Genomic DNA, 16,754 nt, shown 5'->3' with positions numbered 1-16,754 from the left:
TGTCTCATAGGGTTTGAAAGTGCCGGCGCATGAGTGCGCCGGCATTTTTTGGGGGCTGGCGATGGTGAGATCGCTTATTGGCCGATTGGCCGGACCGAGCTTGCGTACGCGGGTGCTGTGGCTCGTGCTGGCGGCGCTTGTTCTTGTGGGTCTTGCCGGATGGCTGACCCTTTACCGCATCATCGATTCCCTGACGCTGCAATTTGGCACGATGATCGCCGAGCGGCAGGTCCAGTATGACCGCTATCGCGGCATGGCGGCGCTCAGCCGGGAAATTTCGCTGGCCGAGGCGCTGAGCCGTTCGCCGGCCATGGTTGACTGGTTCGCCGACGAGCATGACCCCGACCGTAAGGCGCGCGGGCTGGCCGAAATGGAGCACTACCGGACCGCGTTTACCGACCAGAGCGTCTTTCTGGTCGTCAACGCTTCGGGCAATTACTATTTCAACGATGCCCAGGACAGTTTCGGCGACGATCCTTACAGCTACACCTTGCAGCCTTCGCTGCAGCGCGATGCCTGGTATTATGCGACGCGGGCGCGGCGTGAGGGGTGCCATCTCAACGTCAATGTGGACGAGGTGCTCAGGCTCACCAAGGTCTGGATCAACTGCCTGGTCAACAGGGATGGCGAAGTGCTGGGCATGGTGGGCACGGGGCTCGACCTGACCGATTTCATTCGCGAGGTGGTCGATCTGCCCCAGCCGGGGGTCGAATCGATCTTTGTGGACCAGGGCGGAGCGGTGCAGGCGCACCGGGATGCCTCGCTCGTCGATTTCCGGTCCATCACCAAGGACATAGCGGAAAAGACAACGATCTTTTCGCTTGTTGACGATATCGAGGACATGGCGCTGCTGCGCGCCATGATGAATGGCGCCATCGAAGCACCCGATCAGATCCGCACGGCAACGCTGACCATGGGCGGCATGCCCAGACTGGTCGGGGTGGGCTATCTCGATCATATCGGGTGGTACAACATCACGGTGATGGACCTTCAAACCATCATCGACCGGCGCATCTTCCTGCCGGTGGGGCTGGCGGCCATCGCCATCCTTGTTGCCGTTGGGCTGGCGCTGAGCTGGATCTTCCGCATCGCGGTGCTGAAGCGGCTCGAAAAGGTCGAGGCGGGGCTGGTTGCCCTGCGCGGGGGCAAGCGGGCGGTCATGGAACCCGACCGCAGCGCCGACGAAATCGGCAGGCTGTCGCGGACGCTGATCGAGATGTCAGACACCATCACCGAAGCGCGGCTCAGCCTTGAAAGCCAGGTGCGCGAGCGGACCGAGCAACTGCAATCGCTGGTCAATCTGGACGCACTGACCAAGATCTACAATCGGCGCGGCTTTGAGGAAAAGTTCGCTGTGCATCGGCGCCGGGAAGACGATGCGCGCCGGGTCAACGGGCTGATGCTGATCGACATCGACAATTTCAAGACCGTCAACGACACGGCGGGCCATTCGGCGGGCGACCAGGTTGTGATCGAGGTGGCGCGGCGTCTCAAGGCGGCGCTGCGGCGGGTGGATGTCTGCGCGCGGTGGGGCGGGGACGAATTCATCGTCCTGGTGCGGGACTGTTCGCCGCAAGCGCTGTCCCAGATTGCCGAGGCGCTCACCGAAATGATGCGGCAAATGCCGGTTATGCTTTCTGACGGCGAGCAACTGGACGTGACCATCAGCATCGGAGCCGTGCTGGTGATGGCGGACGACAGTCTCGAGCTCGCCACCGAAATGGCCGATGCGGCGCTCTACAGGGCCAAGGAGGAAGGCCGAGACCGGGTGGTGCTGTTCGAGCGTGGCGAAACCATTGGCGAAGACGTCGAGGGTTCAAGCGACGATGTGCCCGCCCGCCCCGCCGATGCCATATAGAGCCCGGTGTTTCCAGTTCAGTATCACAGGCTCTAAGAGCATTTCCGCTTTTCTTCGAATCGCGAAAATCCTCTAAGTTGTTGTTTCGTCGCGCGTCCGAACCGCAAAACCGTTTCCACTTTTGCTGGACGCGCTCTAGGCCAGAAGGTCGCTCCAATCGGGATGGCGGCGGAACTGGACGGCCACATAGGGGCATTGGGGAACGATTTTGAAATTGGCCCGGCGCGCGTCGGCGACGGCGCGCTTGACCAGTTGCAGGGCGAAGCCGCGTCCCTCGAAGGCGCGCGGCACGCCGGTGTGGGTTATGACGATGGAATTGTCGGGACGGCGCCGATAGGTCATTTCGGCCTGGGCGCCGTCGCCGAGATCGGCCCAATAGCGCCCATGGTCGCCGTTCGCCGTATGGTGGATGTCCAGAGCTGTGGTCACGGAAGGCTCCTTTGCGGTCAGGCCAGAAGGATACGCACGCGATTGCCGGCCGGATCGCGGGTTTCAATGCCGGAGTCGATCGGGTCGGTGCGCGAGCCGGCTGCCTTGAGCCGTTTCGCGATCTCCGAGAGCGTTCCTTCATCGGGCACGACGATTTCGAACCAGCGCAGTCCGGCGGCCCCGGCAGGGGGCATCGAGGGATTGCGGCCGGCCCAGATGTTGAAGGCCAGGATATGGGGGGCATAGTCGAGATTGACATCGCCCATGCCGTAGCGGCGCGAGAGAAGCTGGCCGGCAAACCCGATCTGGTCGCGGTAAAAGCCCATGGCGGTATCGAGATCGTCGACATGGACGTGGACGTGCCCGATGCGGGTCCCCTCGGGCATGGGCGCGAACGGGGTATCGTCGCCGTCGAGTTCGGCCAGAAGGCCGGGCACGTCGATGGGCTCACGGCCCGAATGGGGCTTGCCCTCGGGGGTAATGGCCATCAATTCGTCATGCTCGACGAATTTGCCGCGCCAAGGGGTTTCATAGGTGATCTCGATGCCGTTGCCATCGAAATCCCAAAGGTAAAGCGCCTCGGAGACCAGATGGTCGGTTGGCGAGATGCGCACGCGGGCGGCGATGGCGCGGTTGAGCGCGCGGGCGAAATCGCGGCGCGTGGGGACGTGGATCGCGACATGGTAAAGCCCGACCGTGTGGGGCGCCACGGGCGCATTGGCGCCGGTTTCGAGCACGACCAGCACCTTGCCGCCTGCGCCCAGTTCGAGCCGGTCGGGGCTGCGATCAATGAGGGTGAGGCCGACGACATCGCGCCAGATCGACAGGGCGCGGTCGGGATCGGTGACCGCGATATGGATCTGTCCCAGACGTGTTGTGGTGGGAACCAGAAGCGGGGTGGCAACGCTGGGTCTTGTCTCTAGCATGGCATTTTCTCCGTGGCGGCCGGACGAGCCGCGGTGGCAATCGATCATTGCCGCCAAGATAGGACCATTGGGCGTTCCGATTAAGTGGACGGAACGCGACGGATTGTTGCCAAATCGCGAATGATGCCGGATTGGTCTGCGCTCCGGCCCGCGGGGTGAGGCACGAACAGTTCAGGGTGGCGGGCGGCCAGAACCTCGGTCTCGCTGATCATGCCGTCGAGGTGGTTGTGCATTGCCGAGACGGCGCGCTCGGCCTTTGCCGCCCGGATGGCGGCGACGATATCGGCATGTTCCTCGATGCCGAGGGTGATACGGCGGATGGTGTTGGTCATCTGCCGGGCACGGTCGAGATTGTTGCGGGCGGTATCGACGACGGCTTTCATGCGCCTGTAGTCGAGGGCGCCCAGAAGCTCCTCGTGGAACTGGAGGTCGAGACGGTGGAAGGTTTCCCTGTCCTCGTTGCGGGCGCTCTCGCGCTGGGCCGCGACATTGGCCTCGAGCCGGTCGATAAGGTCGGGCGGGCGGCGCGAGGCGAGCATGCGAACGGTTTCGCCTTCAAGGGCCTTGCGGATGAAGATGTATTCCTTGATGGCGGCCAATGACAGGAAGGAAACGACGGTGCCGCGTTGGGGCAGGATGTCGAGCAGGCCTTCGGATTCGAGCCGCGCGAAGGCCTCGGCGACCGGGGAGCGCGAGACGCCGAGCCGCGCGCAGATCTGGGATTTGTCGAGCATTGTGCCCGGGGGCAGGCGCAGATCGATGATGGCGCCGCGCAATTGGGCAGCCACCCTGACAGCCATGGAGCCGCGCGGGATTTCGGTGGAATTGGAAAGAAAGGAATAGGTCGTTTCGGCGGTATCCATTCGGCCCGTCGTCAAATCGGCACTGGGTGGAATTATAACAGTTTTGTTGAAACTGGCCAGCAAAACCGCAACCCTGCTTCGTCCCTGTTGCCTTGAAGCGGTTTGAGGCGTTCAATTGCAAAAAACACCTTTAGGGAGGCTCCCCCATGACCCTGACATCCGCGCTCACCGACCGGCTCAAGGAACCGCGGCTGATTGCAGCCGGCGGTTTTATCAACGGCAAGTGGAACACGGTCTCCTCGCGCGGCAAGGTGTTTCGGGTGGCCAATCCGGCAACGGGTGAAGTTCTGGCGCAGATTCCCGACCTTTCGACCCATGCGACGCGCGAGGCGATCGATGCCGCACACGCCGCCCAGCCCGCATGGGCCGCGAAATCGGCAAAGGAGCGGGCCGATCTGCTCAAAAAACTCCACAGGCTGATGGTGGAGAACGCCGACGATCTCGCCACCATCCTGACGCTCGAAATGGGCAAGCCGTGGAAAGAAGCGCGCGGGGAGATCCTGTATGGGGCGAGCTTTATCGAATGGTTCGCCGAGGAAGCGCGGCGCATCTATGGCGATACGATCCCCGGGCACACGCCCAATACCAGGATCACCGTCATCAAGCAGCCGGTGGGCGTCGTGGGCGTGATCACGCCCTGGAACTTCCCCAACGCCATGCTGGCGCGCAAGCTGGCACCGGCACTGGCGGCGGGGTGTACGGTGGTCTCCAAACCCGCTTCGGAAACGCCGCTTTCGGCGCTGGCGATCGCGCGGCTCATGGAATGGGCAGGATTTCCCGCCGGGGTGCTCAATATCGTGCCGGGCACGGATTCGGCGGCGATCGGGGAGGAGCTTTGCGCCAACCCCAAGGTCGCAAAGATCAGCTTTACCGGCTCGACCAATGTGGGAAAAATCCTGATGCGCCAATGCGCGGACGGGATCAAGCGCATGAGCATGGAACTGGGCGGGAACGCGCCGTTCATCGTTTTCGATGACGCCGATGTGGACGCCGCGGTCGAGGGGGCCATTGCATCGAAATTCCGCAATGCGGGGCAGACCTGCGTGTGCGCCAACCGGGTCTATGTGCAGGCGGGCATCCACGATGAATTCGTGGCCAAGCTCAGGGACAAGGTCGCGGCGCTCAAATTGGGCAATGGCATGGATGAGGGGATCGAGCTGGGCCCGCTCATCACCGAAAAAGCGGTCGGCAAGGTCGAGGAACTGGTTGGCGATGCAAGGGAAAAAGGCGCCGATGTTCTGCTGGGCGGCTCTGCGACCGGCGAGAGGACCTTTTATCCGCCGACCCTTTTGGTCGGCGCGACAAAGGAGATGAGGCTGGCGCGCGAGGAAATTTTCGGTCCTGTGGCGCCGGTCTTTAAATTCGAGACCGTCGAGGAGGCGATCGAATTGGCCAATGCCACCGAGTTCGGGCTGGCGGCCTATTTCTATGGCAGGGATATCTCGAAAGTGACCAGGGTCGCTGAAGCGCTGCAATATGGGATCGTCGGGATCAATACGGGGATGATTTCCACCGAGGTGGCGCCGTTCGGCGGGGTCAAGCAATCGGGCTTTGGCCGCGAGGGCTCCAAATATGGCATCGAGGATTATCTCGACATCAAATATCTCTGCCTTGCCGTGTAATTCCCATCGGTAGCGCGCCGGACTTGGCGCTTACCGCCCGTTAGAACCTGTTGCCTATCGTTTGCCCGAGAGGGTGTGGAGACGATTCGGCGATGCGGGTGAGAGCGAATTTCGGGCGAGCGCGGTTTGTTGCGCAGCCGCGGCGGCGGGCGCCGATGGTGATCGAGCCGCTGGTGGCGCTGATTGCGGTGGCGGCGCTGGGCTGGGTGGCCATCGAGCGGGGCTATGTCGAAATTCCCGGGTTCGAAATGCCCGAGGTCGCCTCTGGCCATGAGACTGTCGCGCGCCATTTTTCGCTGTGCGCGGGGAGCGGGGGCACTTGCGTCATCGATGGGGACACGATCCGGATCGAGGGGCAATCGATAAGGATTGCCGATATCGATACGCCCGAAGTGCGGGACTATGGCTGCGCCGAGGAAAAGGCGCTCGGGGATCGCGCGACGCTGCGGATGCTCGAACTGGTCAATGGGGGCGGGTTCACCATGGCGCTCTGGGACCATCGCGACGAGGACATGTATGGGCGCAAGCTGCGCGTACTCGAACGCGACGGGCAATCGCTGGGCATGATGCTGGTTGCCGAGGGCCTGGCGCGGCCCTGGGGCGGCGCGCGCCAAAGCTGGTGCGGCTAATCAATAGTGAGGCGGAGGGGGCTCGGCCTTGCCGGTGCGGGCAAGCTGTTCGACGGCGGCGATCTGATCGTCGATCATGGCAAGCTGGCGCTTGAGCCTGTCGATTTCGCGCCACTGGCCGGTGATGACGGCGCTCAATTCCTCGATGGTCCGATCCTGATGCGCGAGGCGCTCTTCGAGGGCGATGAGCCGCTGTTCCTGGTTGTCGGCCATTGTCGGGCGGTCCTTAGTCGATTGTCAAAACCCCGGCGTCGGTGGGCTTGAAGCCGCAGGAGAGATAGAAATCGCGCAGATGGGGCTCGAAGTCCACATGGACTTTCTGCAATCCGCGTTTGCGGGCGACCTTGAGGGCCGCTTCGACCATGGACTGGCCGATGCCGTGGTCGCGGAATTCGGGATGCACGCAGACATCGACGAGAAAGCCATGAATGCCGCCATCCCAGGCCATGTTGGCAAAGCCGATGATGCGGTCACCGAGATAGGCGCCGACATGGGTGAGACTGCGGGTGAGGATGGACTGGAAATCGGATACGCCATCGATTTCCCATGTGGCGCGCCAGAGGTCCGACAATTCACGCTGGCTGGGGAACGGATCAATTCTTACGTCGACGACGTCCATGCAATATCCCTCGCATCGAAAATGATAAACAACACCCAATCAATGCAGGGGAACTGCCAAAGGTTGCAGCGGCGCTCAATGGGGGGCGTCGGGCCGTATAAACATCTGCTCATGATCTTGGCGAATGCCCGGGCATTCGTGTAGAGAGTTCCCGGCCTTGTCATTGGAGGACACGATGTTCGTGGTTGCGGGGGAAAGCCTTATCGATCTGGTTGCCAAGCCCCACAAGGCCGGCACGGCGATGGAAATGAGTGCTCATGAGGGCGGGTCTCCTTACAATTGCGCCATCGCGCTGGCCCGGTTGGGCCAGAAAGCGGGTTTTTTGTGCCCGATTTCCCAAGATACTTTCGGTGACCTGCTGATGGGGCCGCTTGACGCCGCCGGGGTCGTGCCGCTGATCGAGGAGCGGTCCGACTGCAACACGACGCTGGCGGTGGTGACGCGCAATACCAAAGGGCTGCCGGCCTACGCCTTTTATCGCAAGGGCACCGCAGAGCGCGATATCTCGCGCGAGAAGCTGCTGGCGGCGTTGCCCGCGACAATCGATGTGTTCCAGATCGGGGGGTTTTTGCCCATCGAGCCCGAGGACGCGGAAATATGGCTCGACGTGGTCAGGCAGGCGGCGGCGCGCGGTGCGGTGCTCTCGATCGATCCCAATGTGCGGCCGTCGCTGATTTCCGATTTTGCCGGGTACACACAGCGGCTGGATGGGTTTCTCGACCTGGCCCATATCGTCAAGGTCTCCGACGAGGATCTTGCGACGCTCGATGGGTCGATGAGCATCGAGGCTCATGCAGAGAGCTTGCTGGCCCGCCCCAATGTCGAACTTGTCGTGGTGACCCTGGGCGAGGAAGGGTCGCGGGCCTTTACGGCGTCAGCCGAGGCGAAAGCGCAGATCCATCGCCCCGAGGTGTTCGGCGATACGGTTGGTGCCGGGGACAGTCTGATGGCGGGCGTGCTGACGGCGCTTGCCGAGCGCGACGCATTGGCGGTGGGACGACTGGGGGCGCTCGATGGTGAGGCATTGGGCGAGGTCCTGGCGTTCGGGGCGGTGACGGCGGGGCTCAATTGCGGCTTCGTGGGGTGCCATCCGCCGAGCCGGGCTGAGGTCGAGGCCGTGCTGAAAGGCGCGTGAACGGCATATTGCCGCCCGATTGTTCAACGAGGCTCTCCCCGATATGCCCACAAGGATCATTGCCATGAAAATGCTGCTCGCCGCTCTCGCTCTGGTCTGGATCGGTGCCACGCCCGTCATGGCGCAGGCGATCAGCGAATATACCGAATACGACCTCGATGCCGACTGCAACCTGATCGACCGCGCGCCGGACAATGAGGGCGAGTGGGCAGATTTCGTGTGCACGGGGCATGCGGGATATCCGTTCGTTCTGCGCTCGTCGGACGGAAGGGACAGCGTGACATACGGTTTTGCCACAGAGTCGGGCATGGCGACGTTTGCGCCGTTCAACTACGCCAATGAAACCGTGGAATGGCGGGTGCGGATCGACCGGAACACCGAACGCCCCGTGGCGGCGATCCAGCGCTGGTTTGTCGCCGACGAGATGGGCGAGTGGACGCGGCAGCTTCTTGTGGTCTCCAAGGTGGGGCAGCCCGACGGCGGCGGGGCGTGTGCCATGGCCTATGTGGCCGCTACCGAAGGCGCAAACGCGCGGGCGCGGCAACTGGCCGATGATTTGGTGGACGGGTTCGAGTGCGGCAGCACGGCCCCCACGATCGAGGACGGCGTCAGGGAGATCGTCGGCGAGCGCTAGGCTGAATCGACATTCATCGCATCCAGAGCAGAGCGGCTGCGATCTGCAGGAAGCCGAGGAAGTGGGCTGCGCGCCGGTCGAAGCGTGTGGCGATGCGGCGGAAGTGCTTTAGCTTGTTGAAGCATCGCTCGACGGTGTTTCGCATCTTGTAGGCTTCGAAGTCGTAGACGATGAGCTGTTTTCGGGTCGGGTTGCACGGGATCACCGCCTCGGCCCCCATCGCCGCGACCATCGCTCTGATGGCGTTGGAGTCGTAGGCTTTGTCGGCCAGAACACGGCGCGGCGACAGACCTCCGAGAAGCGCCGGGGCGAGCGGCGCGTCACCGCGCTGGCCCGGCGTCAGGATCAGCTTTAGCGGACGGCCCAGAGCGTCGACCGCCATGTGGATCTTGGTGGTCAGTCCTCCTCGGGAACGCCCCAGAGCCTGGTCCCCCCTTTTTGGCCGCCGCCCTTGCCGGTGGCCGCCTGCTGGTGAGCGCGCACAAGGCTGGAGTCCAGGCTGACATACTCATTGTCCGGATCACGGATCAGATGCGTGAACACGCGCTCCCACACGCCGGCCTTGGCCCAGCGGGTGAACCTCTTGTGGACCGTCTTCCACTTGCCGTACCGCTCGGGAAGATCGTGCCAGTGCGCCCCGGATCGCAAAACCCAAAGCACGCCGTTCACGAAGGTCAGGTTGTCAGCGCCCGATCGCCCCGGATCGCCGGGCTTGCCAGGAAGCAAGTCCTTGATCCGGTCCCACTGCTCGGGGCTCAGTTCGTAGCGCTTCGGTCGCGACATGGCGGGGCTCCAGAAAACGAATCTGGAGCCCTATGAATCATACGTCGCCTGCCTTCGTGAACCCCTGAATGTCGATTGACCCTAGAGCATTTCCGCTTTTCTTCGAATCGCGAAAATCCTCTAAGTTGTTGTTTCGTCGCGCGTCCGAACCGCAAAACCGTTTCCACTTTTGCTGGACGCGCTCTAGGATCGGAATCTTTTTTGAATGGACCGTGTCGGCAGGTGACGAGACGGTGCGTCCTTGGTGGCGAGCGTTTGGTGATTGCCGATGGGTGCCGCCGGACGTAATGTCACAGCTTGAGAGATCCGGACACGGCCATGACCCCCTTTCATCAGATTCTAGGCAACAATCTGGTTGCCAATATCACGAACTTTACGGTCTGGTTCGCGATCACCTTCTGGATCTTCATCGAGACCCAATCGGTGTTTGCCACGGGCATGATCGCCGGGATCTATCTGGTGTTCACGGCGGCGTTCGGGTTCTGGCTGGGGTCGATCGTCGACCACAATTCCAAGCGCATAGCGATGATGGGATCGAGCCTTGTCTCGTTCCTTTTTTATGTCGCGGCGCTGGTGATGCTGCTGGTCGAGCCCGAGGGCGCGTTCACCGATCCGTTCGGCCCCTATCTGTGGGTGTTCGTTTTGCTTGTCATGCTGGGGGTTATCGCGGGCAATATCCGCTCGATTGCGCTGCCGACGCTGGTGACCATCATGATCGCAGAGGACGAGCGCGACAAGGCGAACGGGCTGGTGGGGATGGTGACCGGCATCGGGTTTTTGACCACGTCGGTGATTTCGGGATTTCTTGTCGCCTGGGGCGGGATGTGGCTGGTGCTCATTCTGGCGTTGGCGTCCACCACGCTGGCGTTCGTTCATCTTGGCTTCCTGCGGGTCAATGAGGGCCGCCCGGTGCCGGTCGAAGGGGAGGTTCAGCCGCCGCGTACCGTCGATATCGCGGGCACGATAGCGATCATCGCGGCGGTGCCGGGGCTGTTTGCCCTGATCTTTTTCGCCACGTTCAACAATTTCCTCGGCGGCATCTTCATGGCGCTGCTCGATGCCTATGGGCTCTCGCTGGTTTCGGTGGAGGTCTGGGGACTGCTGTTCGGGGTGCTCTCGACGGCGTTCATCGTTTCGGGGATCGTGATTTCGCGCACCGGGCTGGGCAAGAACCCGCTCAGAACCCTGCTGCTGGTCAATCTCATCACCTGGTCGGTGTGCTGCGTCTTCACGCTGCAATCCTCGATCTGGCTTCTGACGGCTGGGTGTTTCGTGTGGATGTTCATGGCGCCTTATGCCGAGGCGGCCGAACACACGACGCTGCAAAAGGTGGTTCCGCTGGAGCGGCAGGGACGGGTGTTCGGGTTTGCACAATCGGTCGAACAGGCCGCTTCGCCGCTGACGGCGTTCCTTATCGGGCCCTATACCCAGTTCGTGGTGATCCCGTTCATGACCGATGGGCAGGGTGCGCAAACGATTGGCGGCTGGTTCGGCACGGGACCGGATCGCGGCATTGCGCTGGTGTTTACAGTGGCGGGCCTGATCGGGGTGCTGGTGACCATTCTGGCGCTCAATTCGCGGCCCTACAAACGGCTTTCGGCCTTCTATGCCGGAGTGCCCGAGCTTGCCGAAGTGGCAGATGGGCCCAAGCCCGCCTAGGGCTGGATGCGGGTGATCGAGCGGTCGGCGCTCATGGTGAGGGCCAGCGCCACGAAGGCGAAGACCAGCATGGCGAAGGCGATGATATGGGCTTCGGTCCAACGGAGCTGTTCGACATAATCGAAAATGGCGATGGAGAGCACCTTGGTCTGGCCCGGGATATTGCCGCCGATCATCATCACGACGCCGAACTCGCCCACCGTGTGGGAAAAGCCGAGCACGGCGGCGGTGAGATAACCGGGGCGAGCGAGGGGCAGGATGACCAGAGCGAATGCCTTTCGGAAATCGAGACCCAGGGAATAAGCCGCCTCAAGCGGACCGGGGCCGATGGCGGCAAAGCTGTTGCGCAGGGGCTGGACGACGAAGGGCAGGGAATAGAGCACCGAGCCGATGACCAGGCCGGGAAAGGTGAAGGCGAGACTGCGCCCGCCCCAGAGCGGGGCCAGCCAGCCGCCCGGACCGCCGGTGCCCAAAAGGATGAGCATATAAAACCCCAGAACCGTGGGCGGGAGGACGAGCGGCAGGGCAATCAATGCGTTGACGATGATCGTCCATCGCGATTTGGAACGGGCCAGCCACCAGGCGAGGGGCGTACCGATCACCACGAGGATGAGCGTGGTGACGAAGGCCAATGTCAGAGTGAGCCTTATCGCCGGCCAGATTTCCAAGAACAGCGTCATCGCTCGATCGTCCCGTAGCCAAACGACTGGATGATGGTGCGGGCGGTGTCGGAGGTGAGAAAATCGAGGAACGCGGCTGCGGTCCGGTTATCGGGGTTGAGCAGCACGGCGTCCTGGGTGATGGGACTGTAAAGATTTTCTTCGACCACCCAGCGCGAACCGTCTTCGCGTCCGATCACCTGAGAGAGCGCGACGAAACCGAGTTCGGCATTTGATGTGTCGACGAACTGGTAGGTCTGGGAGATGTTCTGACCGATCACGAGCTTGCCGGAGAGGGCTTTGGTGAGGTTTAGAGCTTCGATCACTTCGATTGCGGCAGCGCCGTAGGGGGCAGCGGCGGGCTCGGCGATTGCCAGATGTGTAAAATCACCCTCAAGGCTTTGCGGGCCGGTGACCAGATCGGGGAGGGTGGAAAACAGGACCAGCCTTCCCACCGCGTAGGTGAAATCGCTGTTTTCTATGGCCAAACCTTCGTTCAGCAAACGCGCGGGCGTTGCGGCGTCTGCCGAAAGAAACGCGTCAAAGGGTGCCCCCTGGGTAATCTGAGCGTAGAGCTGGCCGGTGGCGCCGAAGGAAAAGGCGATCTCGCTGCCGGTTTGGCTCGTGAAGGCGGCGCCGAGTTCTTCGGTGGCTGCCGTGAAATTGGCGGCAACGGCGATCCGGGCGTCTTGGGCCGTGGCGGGCCCCGATGCGGCAAGGATCACAAACACGATGGCGGCGAGGCGGAGCACGGCTTTTCTTCGATATGTTTAGTTGGACATATCGCTTTCTGGCATGAAGGGGGTGCGAAAGGCAAGTTTATGGCTTTGGGTTTGCGGGCTTGACGAGGGCGCGCATCGCCTCGACGTCGGGTTCGATTGCGGCCCCTGTCTTTTCCTGCATGGCGCGGTAGCGGGCGAGGATTTCGCGGCCCGCTTCGGTCAAGTGCGCGCCGCCCTGAGCCGTGCCGCCGCGGATTGTTTCAACGAGCGGAGTTCCCGCGCCATCATTGAGCGCCTGAACCAGACTCCAGGCGCGCTTGTAGCTCATGGACATGGCCTTGCCGGCGGCGCTGATCGAGCCGGTCCTCTCGATCCCTTCGAGCAGATCGGCGCGGCCGGGCCCGATGTAGAAATTTTCATCGAGGACGATGCGCAGATGGCCCAGACCGGAAGCGGGGACCGGCCGTTTCATTTACGCTGCGAGGTCGGCCGCTTGCCGGGCGAGGGCAGCGATCCTGTCGAAATCGCCGGCGGCGATGGCGTCGGCAGGAATGACCCATGAGCCGCCCACGCAAATGACGTTGGAAAGGCCGAGATAGATTTTTGCCTTTTCGATATCGATGCCGCCGGTGGGGCAGAAGGTGATATCGGGCAAAGGGGACGCGAAAGCCTTGAGAACGGGCGCGCCGCCCATGGCTTCGGCGGGGAAGAATTTGAGATAGCTATAGCCCATCAGCGAGGCGGCCATGGCTTCGGTGGGCGAGGCGATGCCGGGCAGGAGCGGGATCGAGATGTCTTCGGCTGCCTCGAGCAGGGCGACCGGCGCCCCCGGGGACACCATGAACTGGCAGCCCGCGTCGCGGGAGGCCTTCATATCCTTTTTGCGGCGCACGGTGCCCGAGCCGACCACGGCGCCTTTGACCTTGGCCATTTCTTCCATGACCTTGAGCGCGTTGGGCGTGCGCAGGGTGATTTCGAGGTTGGGCAATCCGCCGGCGACCAGCGCCTCGGCGAGATCGCGGGCGGTGGAGACATCATCATGGATGATGACGGGCACCACGGGCGCTGCCGAAAGGATGGATTTGAGCTTTGCTGCGTCCTGGGCCATGGCGATCTCCAACCAAAGTCTTATGCGATATCCGTGCTCTAGCACGGGCTTTATTGAATTGGGAACCAAAACTCCCTAAGTGAACGTCCGCGGGTCGCTTGCGGCCATGTCGATGCAGGCGGGGGAGCCCGAACATGATCCAGCAGATCAACGCCCTGACACCGATCGAAGAGGCGCGGGCCGTTCTGGCCGCCGATTTCGATCTGAAATTTTCCAAGGCAATCGAAACCGAAACGCGTCCGGTTTTCGAGAGGGTCAAGGATCGCATCCCCGAGATCGAATGGCCGTTCTATGCGCCGCTGATCTTTCAGATCAACAAGCTCAAGCGCGAAAAGAACGCGGTGATCCTGGCGCATAATTACCAGACGCCGCAGATCTTTTACGGCGTCGCCGATATCGTGGGCGACAGTCTGCAATTGGCCATCGAGGCCACCAAGGTCGAGGCCGAAACGATCGTGCAGTGCGGCGTCCACTTCATGGCCGAGACCTCGAAACTGCTCAACCCTTCCAAGCGCGTGCTGATCCCCGACAGCCGGGCGGGCTGTTCGCTGGCCTCTTCGATCACGGCCGAGGACGTTCTGGCCATGCGGGCGCAATATCCGGGCGTGCCGGTGGTGACCTATGTGAACTCTTCGGCGGCGGTGAAAGCTGTGACCGATGTGTGCTGCACGTCATCGAACGCGCTCCAGATCGTCGAGGCGGTCGAGGGCGACACTGTGATGATGATCCCCGACCAGTACCTGGCGCAGAACACGGCGAAAAAGACCAAAAAGAAGATCGTCACCTGGGCGGGCGCCTGCGAGGTGCACGAGACCTTTACCGCCGACGACATCGCCGAATTGCGGGCCGCCTATCCGGGCGCCAGGATCATCGCCCATCCCGAATGCCCGCCCGAGGTTATCGATGCCGTCGATTTTGCCGGCTCGACGTCGGGGATGATCGACTGGGTCAAGACCGAACGGCCCGCCAAGGTGGTGATGGTCACCGAATGCTCGATGAGCGACAATGTGGCGGCCGAGACCGAGGGTGTCGCGTTCCTGCGCGGCTGCAACATCTGCCCGCACATGAAGCGCATCAATCTCGAAAATATCCTCTGGAGCCTGCACACGGACACCGAGGAAGTGACGATTGCCGAGGAGCTGATGGAGCCGGCGCGGGCGGCGGTGGAGCGGATGATCGAATTTTCGCGGCCGAAGACCTAGCGCCGGTTCTCGGGGGGGCATTTTCTTGGACATTTTCGACAACGTCTTCAACGCCGAAGGCGTGGTGATTGTGGGGGCGGGGCTGGCGGGGCTGTTTTGTGCGCTCAAGCTGGCGCCGCGGCCGGTGACCGTGCTTTCGCCCATGCCGCTGGGGTCGGGGGCGTCCTCGTCCTGGGCGCAGGGCGGGGTGGCGGCGGCGGTTGGGGCCGGCGACAGCGCGCAGGCCCATGCGGCGGACACCGAAATGGCCGGGGCGGGGATCGTCGATCATGGCGTCGCCGAATCGGTGACCGGGGAGGCTGCAGCGCGGATCGAGGATCTTGCGGGCTGGGGCACCCCGTTCGATCGCGACGCGCTGGGGCAGTTCATTTTATCGCGCGAAGCCGCCCATTCGGCCAACCGGGTGGTGCGGGTATCGGGCGACCGGGCCGGGCACGCCATCATGCAGGCGATCATCGCCAAGGTGCGGGCCACGCCCTCGATCCGGGTGGTCGAGGGGATTACCGCTGTCGATCTGGCCCATGCGGACGGGCGGATCGTCGGGGTGTTCTGCCGGCGGTTGGGCGATCGCTATGTCGAGCCGGTGTTTATCCGGGCGCGGGCCACGGTTCTGGCGGCGGGCGGTCTGGGCGGGCTTTATGCGGTGACCACCAATCCGCCTTCGGTGCGCGGGCACGCCATGGGCATGGCGGCGCGGGCCGGAGCGGTGATCGCCGATCCCGAATTCGTGCAGTTTCACCCGACCGCAATCTTGACGGGCCGCGATCCGGCGCCGCTGGCCACCGAGGCGTTGCGCGGGGAGGGGGCTGTTCTCGTCAACGATTTAGGCGAGCGGTTCATGGCCGATATTCACCCGGACGCCGAACTGGCGCCGCGCGATATCGTGGCGCGGGCCAATTTCCGGCAGATCAAGGCGGGGCGGGAAGTGTTTCTCGACACGCGGGCGGCGCTGGGTGCAAAAATTCTCACCGCCTATCCGACGGTCGCCGAGTATTGCCGCATGGCGGGGATCGACCCGGTGGCCGAGCCGATCCCGGTGACGCCGGCGGCTCATTACCACATGGGCGGGGTCAAGGTGGATGAGGACGGACGGTCCTCGCTTCCCGGGCTGTGGGTGTGCGGGGAGGCGTCGTGCACGGGGCTGCACGGGGCGAACCGGCTGGCGTCGAATTCGCTGCTCGAAGCCATCGTTTATGGCGCGCGGATTGCCGAGGACATTTCGGGGCTCGAACCGTTGCGCTCGGTGTTGCCGCCGTTCGATGGGATCGCATGGGATGCGGAAAAGGGTGCGCGGGCCGAGGACGTGCTGCGCAATCTCAAGGCGGTAAAAGATTTGCGCGCGATCATGAGCAATGATGTGGGCGTGGAGCGCGATGCCGAAGGGCTGAAACGGGCGTTGCGCGGGCTTTTGGAGCTTGAAAACACGGCGTTGGAAGTGACGCGGGCCTATCTCAACATGGTGACGTCTGCGACACTGGTTGCGGCGGCTGCTCTGAAGCGTACGGAGAGTCGGGGCGGGCATTTCCGCACCGATTTTCCGCAAGCCAGCGATGGCTGGCAGGTGCATACCGAAATGACACTGGCAGAAGCGCGGGCGATCCGTGCCGAAGCTCAGGCGGGGCGCGCGTAGCGCTGACTTGCCCGCTCACGTGCCCTGGCGGCAACGATTTCGCGGTTTTTGGGCGGCGCCTTTGTTTCCATGGCCCTGAGCAGCTTGCGTACGGATTTTTCGATGTCCGCGACCGCTTCATGAAACGCGGCTTCGTTGGCCTGCGAGGGGCGGGTGGTTCCGGCAATCTTGCGCACGAACTGCAGGGCGGCGTCGTGCATCTCGTTGCGGGTGGCAGGCGGTTCGAAATTGAACAGCGGCTTGATGTTGCGGCACATAGGGCTCTCCTGAGGGGTG

Annotated in this window: 18 protein-coding genes and 1 pseudogene; 8 read left to right on the top strand and 11 right to left on the bottom strand. The window is 62.9% G+C overall.

The window, feature by feature from the left end; genetic code table 11:
- The first annotated feature begins 61 nt into the window (after nt 1–61).
- Entirely contained in the window at nt 62–1,858 is a 1,797-nt protein-coding gene (locus KKY_RS13390; protein WP_050811712.1) for a GGDEF domain-containing protein, read from the top strand.
- A 135-nt stretch (nt 1,859–1,993) separates the two neighbouring features.
- Here KKY_RS13390 and KKY_RS13385 read toward each other — a convergent pair whose 3' ends face one another.
- The 3 genes from KKY_RS13385 to KKY_RS13375 form a co-directional block, all read right to left on the bottom strand.
- The gene (locus KKY_RS13385; protein WP_014131898.1) at nt 1,994–2,287 is read right to left on the bottom strand and encodes a GNAT family N-acetyltransferase; all 294 of its coding nucleotides are present in this window, start codon (nt 2,285–2,287) and stop codon (nt 1,994–1,996) included.
- Nucleotides 2,288–2,304: 17 nt separating this feature from the next.
- Nucleotides 2,305–3,213, bottom strand: a complete 909-nt coding sequence (locus KKY_RS13380; protein WP_014131897.1) for a VOC family protein — start codon at nt 3,211–3,213, stop codon at nt 2,305–2,307.
- A gap of 80 nt (nt 3,214–3,293) precedes the next feature.
- Nucleotides 3,294–4,076: a GntR family transcriptional regulator gene (locus KKY_RS13375; RefSeq protein ID WP_014131896.1), complete on the bottom strand. Its 783-nt coding sequence runs from the start codon at nt 4,074–4,076 to the stop codon at nt 3,294–3,296.
- A gap of 146 nt (nt 4,077–4,222) precedes the next feature.
- Here KKY_RS13375 and KKY_RS13370 point away from each other — a divergent pair, with 146 nt between their 5' ends.
- Together KKY_RS13370 and KKY_RS13365 are read left to right on the top strand one after the other, a co-directional pair.
- Nucleotides 4,223–5,698 carry an NAD-dependent succinate-semialdehyde dehydrogenase gene (locus KKY_RS13370; protein WP_014131895.1) on the top strand — a complete coding sequence of 492 codons (1,476 nt, stop codon included), beginning with the start codon at nt 4,223–4,225 and terminating at the stop codon, nt 5,696–5,698.
- Nucleotides 5,699–5,790: 92 nt separating this feature from the next.
- Nucleotides 5,791–6,327, top strand: a complete 537-nt coding sequence (locus tag KKY_RS13365) for a thermonuclease family protein (protein WP_244404014.1) — start codon at nt 5,791–5,793, stop codon at nt 6,325–6,327.
- Here the strand turns inward: KKY_RS13365 and KKY_RS13360 are convergent, their stop codons facing one another.
- A complete protein-coding gene (locus tag KKY_RS13360; RefSeq protein WP_014131893.1) occupies nt 6,328–6,540 on the bottom strand; it encodes a SlyX family protein in 213 nt (70 codons plus the stop codon).
- 13 nt (nt 6,541–6,553) lie between these two features.
- Complete coding sequence (locus KKY_RS13355; RefSeq protein WP_014131892.1) at nt 6,554–6,946, bottom strand: GNAT family N-acetyltransferase; 393 nt, start codon at nt 6,944–6,946, stop codon at nt 6,554–6,556.
- Between the two features lie 175 nt (nt 6,947–7,121).
- Here KKY_RS13355 and KKY_RS13350 point away from each other — a divergent pair, with 175 nt between their 5' ends.
- Together KKY_RS13350 and KKY_RS13345 are read left to right on the top strand one after the other, a co-directional pair.
- Complete coding sequence (locus tag KKY_RS13350; protein WP_014131891.1) at nt 7,122–8,081, top strand: carbohydrate kinase family protein; 960 nt, start codon at nt 7,122–7,124, stop codon at nt 8,079–8,081.
- Between the two features lie 64 nt (nt 8,082–8,145).
- Nucleotides 8,146–8,715, top strand: a complete 570-nt coding sequence (locus tag KKY_RS13345; RefSeq protein WP_041529446.1) for a hypothetical protein — start codon at nt 8,146–8,148, stop codon at nt 8,713–8,715.
- A 13-nt stretch (nt 8,716–8,728) separates the two neighbouring features.
- Here the strand turns inward: KKY_RS13345 and KKY_RS20080 are convergent.
- Nucleotides 8,729–9,498: pseudogene (locus KKY_RS20080) on the bottom strand (IS5 family transposase).
- A gap of 318 nt (nt 9,499–9,816) precedes the next feature.
- Between KKY_RS20080 and KKY_RS13330 the strand changes: the two are divergent.
- Nucleotides 9,817–11,157: an MFS transporter gene (locus KKY_RS13330; RefSeq protein WP_014131889.1), complete on the top strand. Its 1,341-nt coding sequence runs from the start codon at nt 9,817–9,819 to the stop codon at nt 11,155–11,157.
- Here KKY_RS13330 and modB read toward each other — a convergent pair.
- The 4 genes from modB to eda form a co-directional block, all read right to left on the bottom strand.
- Entirely contained in the window at nt 11,154–11,837 is a 684-nt protein-coding gene (modB, locus tag KKY_RS13325; protein ID WP_014131888.1) for a molybdate ABC transporter permease subunit, read from the bottom strand. The two genes, KKY_RS13330 and modB, sit on opposite strands and share 4 nt — an antisense overlap.
- On the bottom strand, nt 11,834–12,568 hold the full coding sequence (modA, locus tag KKY_RS13320; RefSeq protein ID WP_014131887.1) for a molybdate ABC transporter substrate-binding protein: 735 nt from the start codon (nt 12,566–12,568) through the stop codon (nt 11,834–11,836). Before modA ends, modB begins: the two co-directional genes overlap by 4 nt.
- Before the next feature lie 67 nt (nt 12,569–12,635).
- On the bottom strand, nt 12,636–13,010 hold the full coding sequence (locus KKY_RS13315; RefSeq protein WP_014131886.1) for a winged helix-turn-helix domain-containing protein: 375 nt from the start codon (nt 13,008–13,010) through the stop codon (nt 12,636–12,638).
- A complete protein-coding gene (gene eda / locus KKY_RS13310; RefSeq protein WP_041529444.1) occupies nt 13,011–13,646 on the bottom strand; it encodes a bifunctional 4-hydroxy-2-oxoglutarate aldolase/2-dehydro-3-deoxy-phosphogluconate aldolase in 636 nt (211 codons plus the stop codon).
- Nucleotides 13,647–13,780: 134 nt separating this feature from the next.
- Between eda and nadA the strand changes: the two genes are divergently transcribed.
- Together nadA and KKY_RS13300 are read left to right on the top strand one after the other, a co-directional pair.
- Nucleotides 13,781–14,848: a quinolinate synthase NadA gene (gene nadA / locus KKY_RS13305; protein ID WP_014131884.1), complete on the top strand. Its 1,068-nt coding sequence runs from the start codon at nt 13,781–13,783 to the stop codon at nt 14,846–14,848.
- 25 nt (nt 14,849–14,873) lie between these two features.
- Nucleotides 14,874–16,478 (top strand): L-aspartate oxidase, encoded by a 1,605-nt coding sequence (locus KKY_RS13300; RefSeq protein ID WP_014131883.1) that lies wholly within the window; start codon nt 14,874–14,876, stop codon nt 16,476–16,478.
- Here the strand turns inward: KKY_RS13300 and KKY_RS13295 are convergent.
- Nucleotides 16,460–16,735 carry a DUF2277 domain-containing protein gene (locus tag KKY_RS13295; RefSeq protein ID WP_014131882.1) on the bottom strand — a complete coding sequence of 92 codons (276 nt, stop codon included), beginning with the start codon at nt 16,733–16,735 and terminating at the stop codon, nt 16,460–16,462. The two genes, KKY_RS13300 and KKY_RS13295, sit on opposite strands and share 19 nt — an antisense overlap.
- Nucleotides 16,736–16,754 lie beyond the last annotated feature (19 nt).

This window comes from Pelagibacterium halotolerans B2, assembly GCF_000230555.1.
GTDB classification, from domain to species: Bacteria; Pseudomonadota; Alphaproteobacteria; order Rhizobiales; family Devosiaceae; genus Pelagibacterium; species Pelagibacterium halotolerans.
The sequence above is the reverse complement of the archived record's forward strand: the minus strand, read 5'-3'. Positions and strand labels throughout refer to the sequence as shown.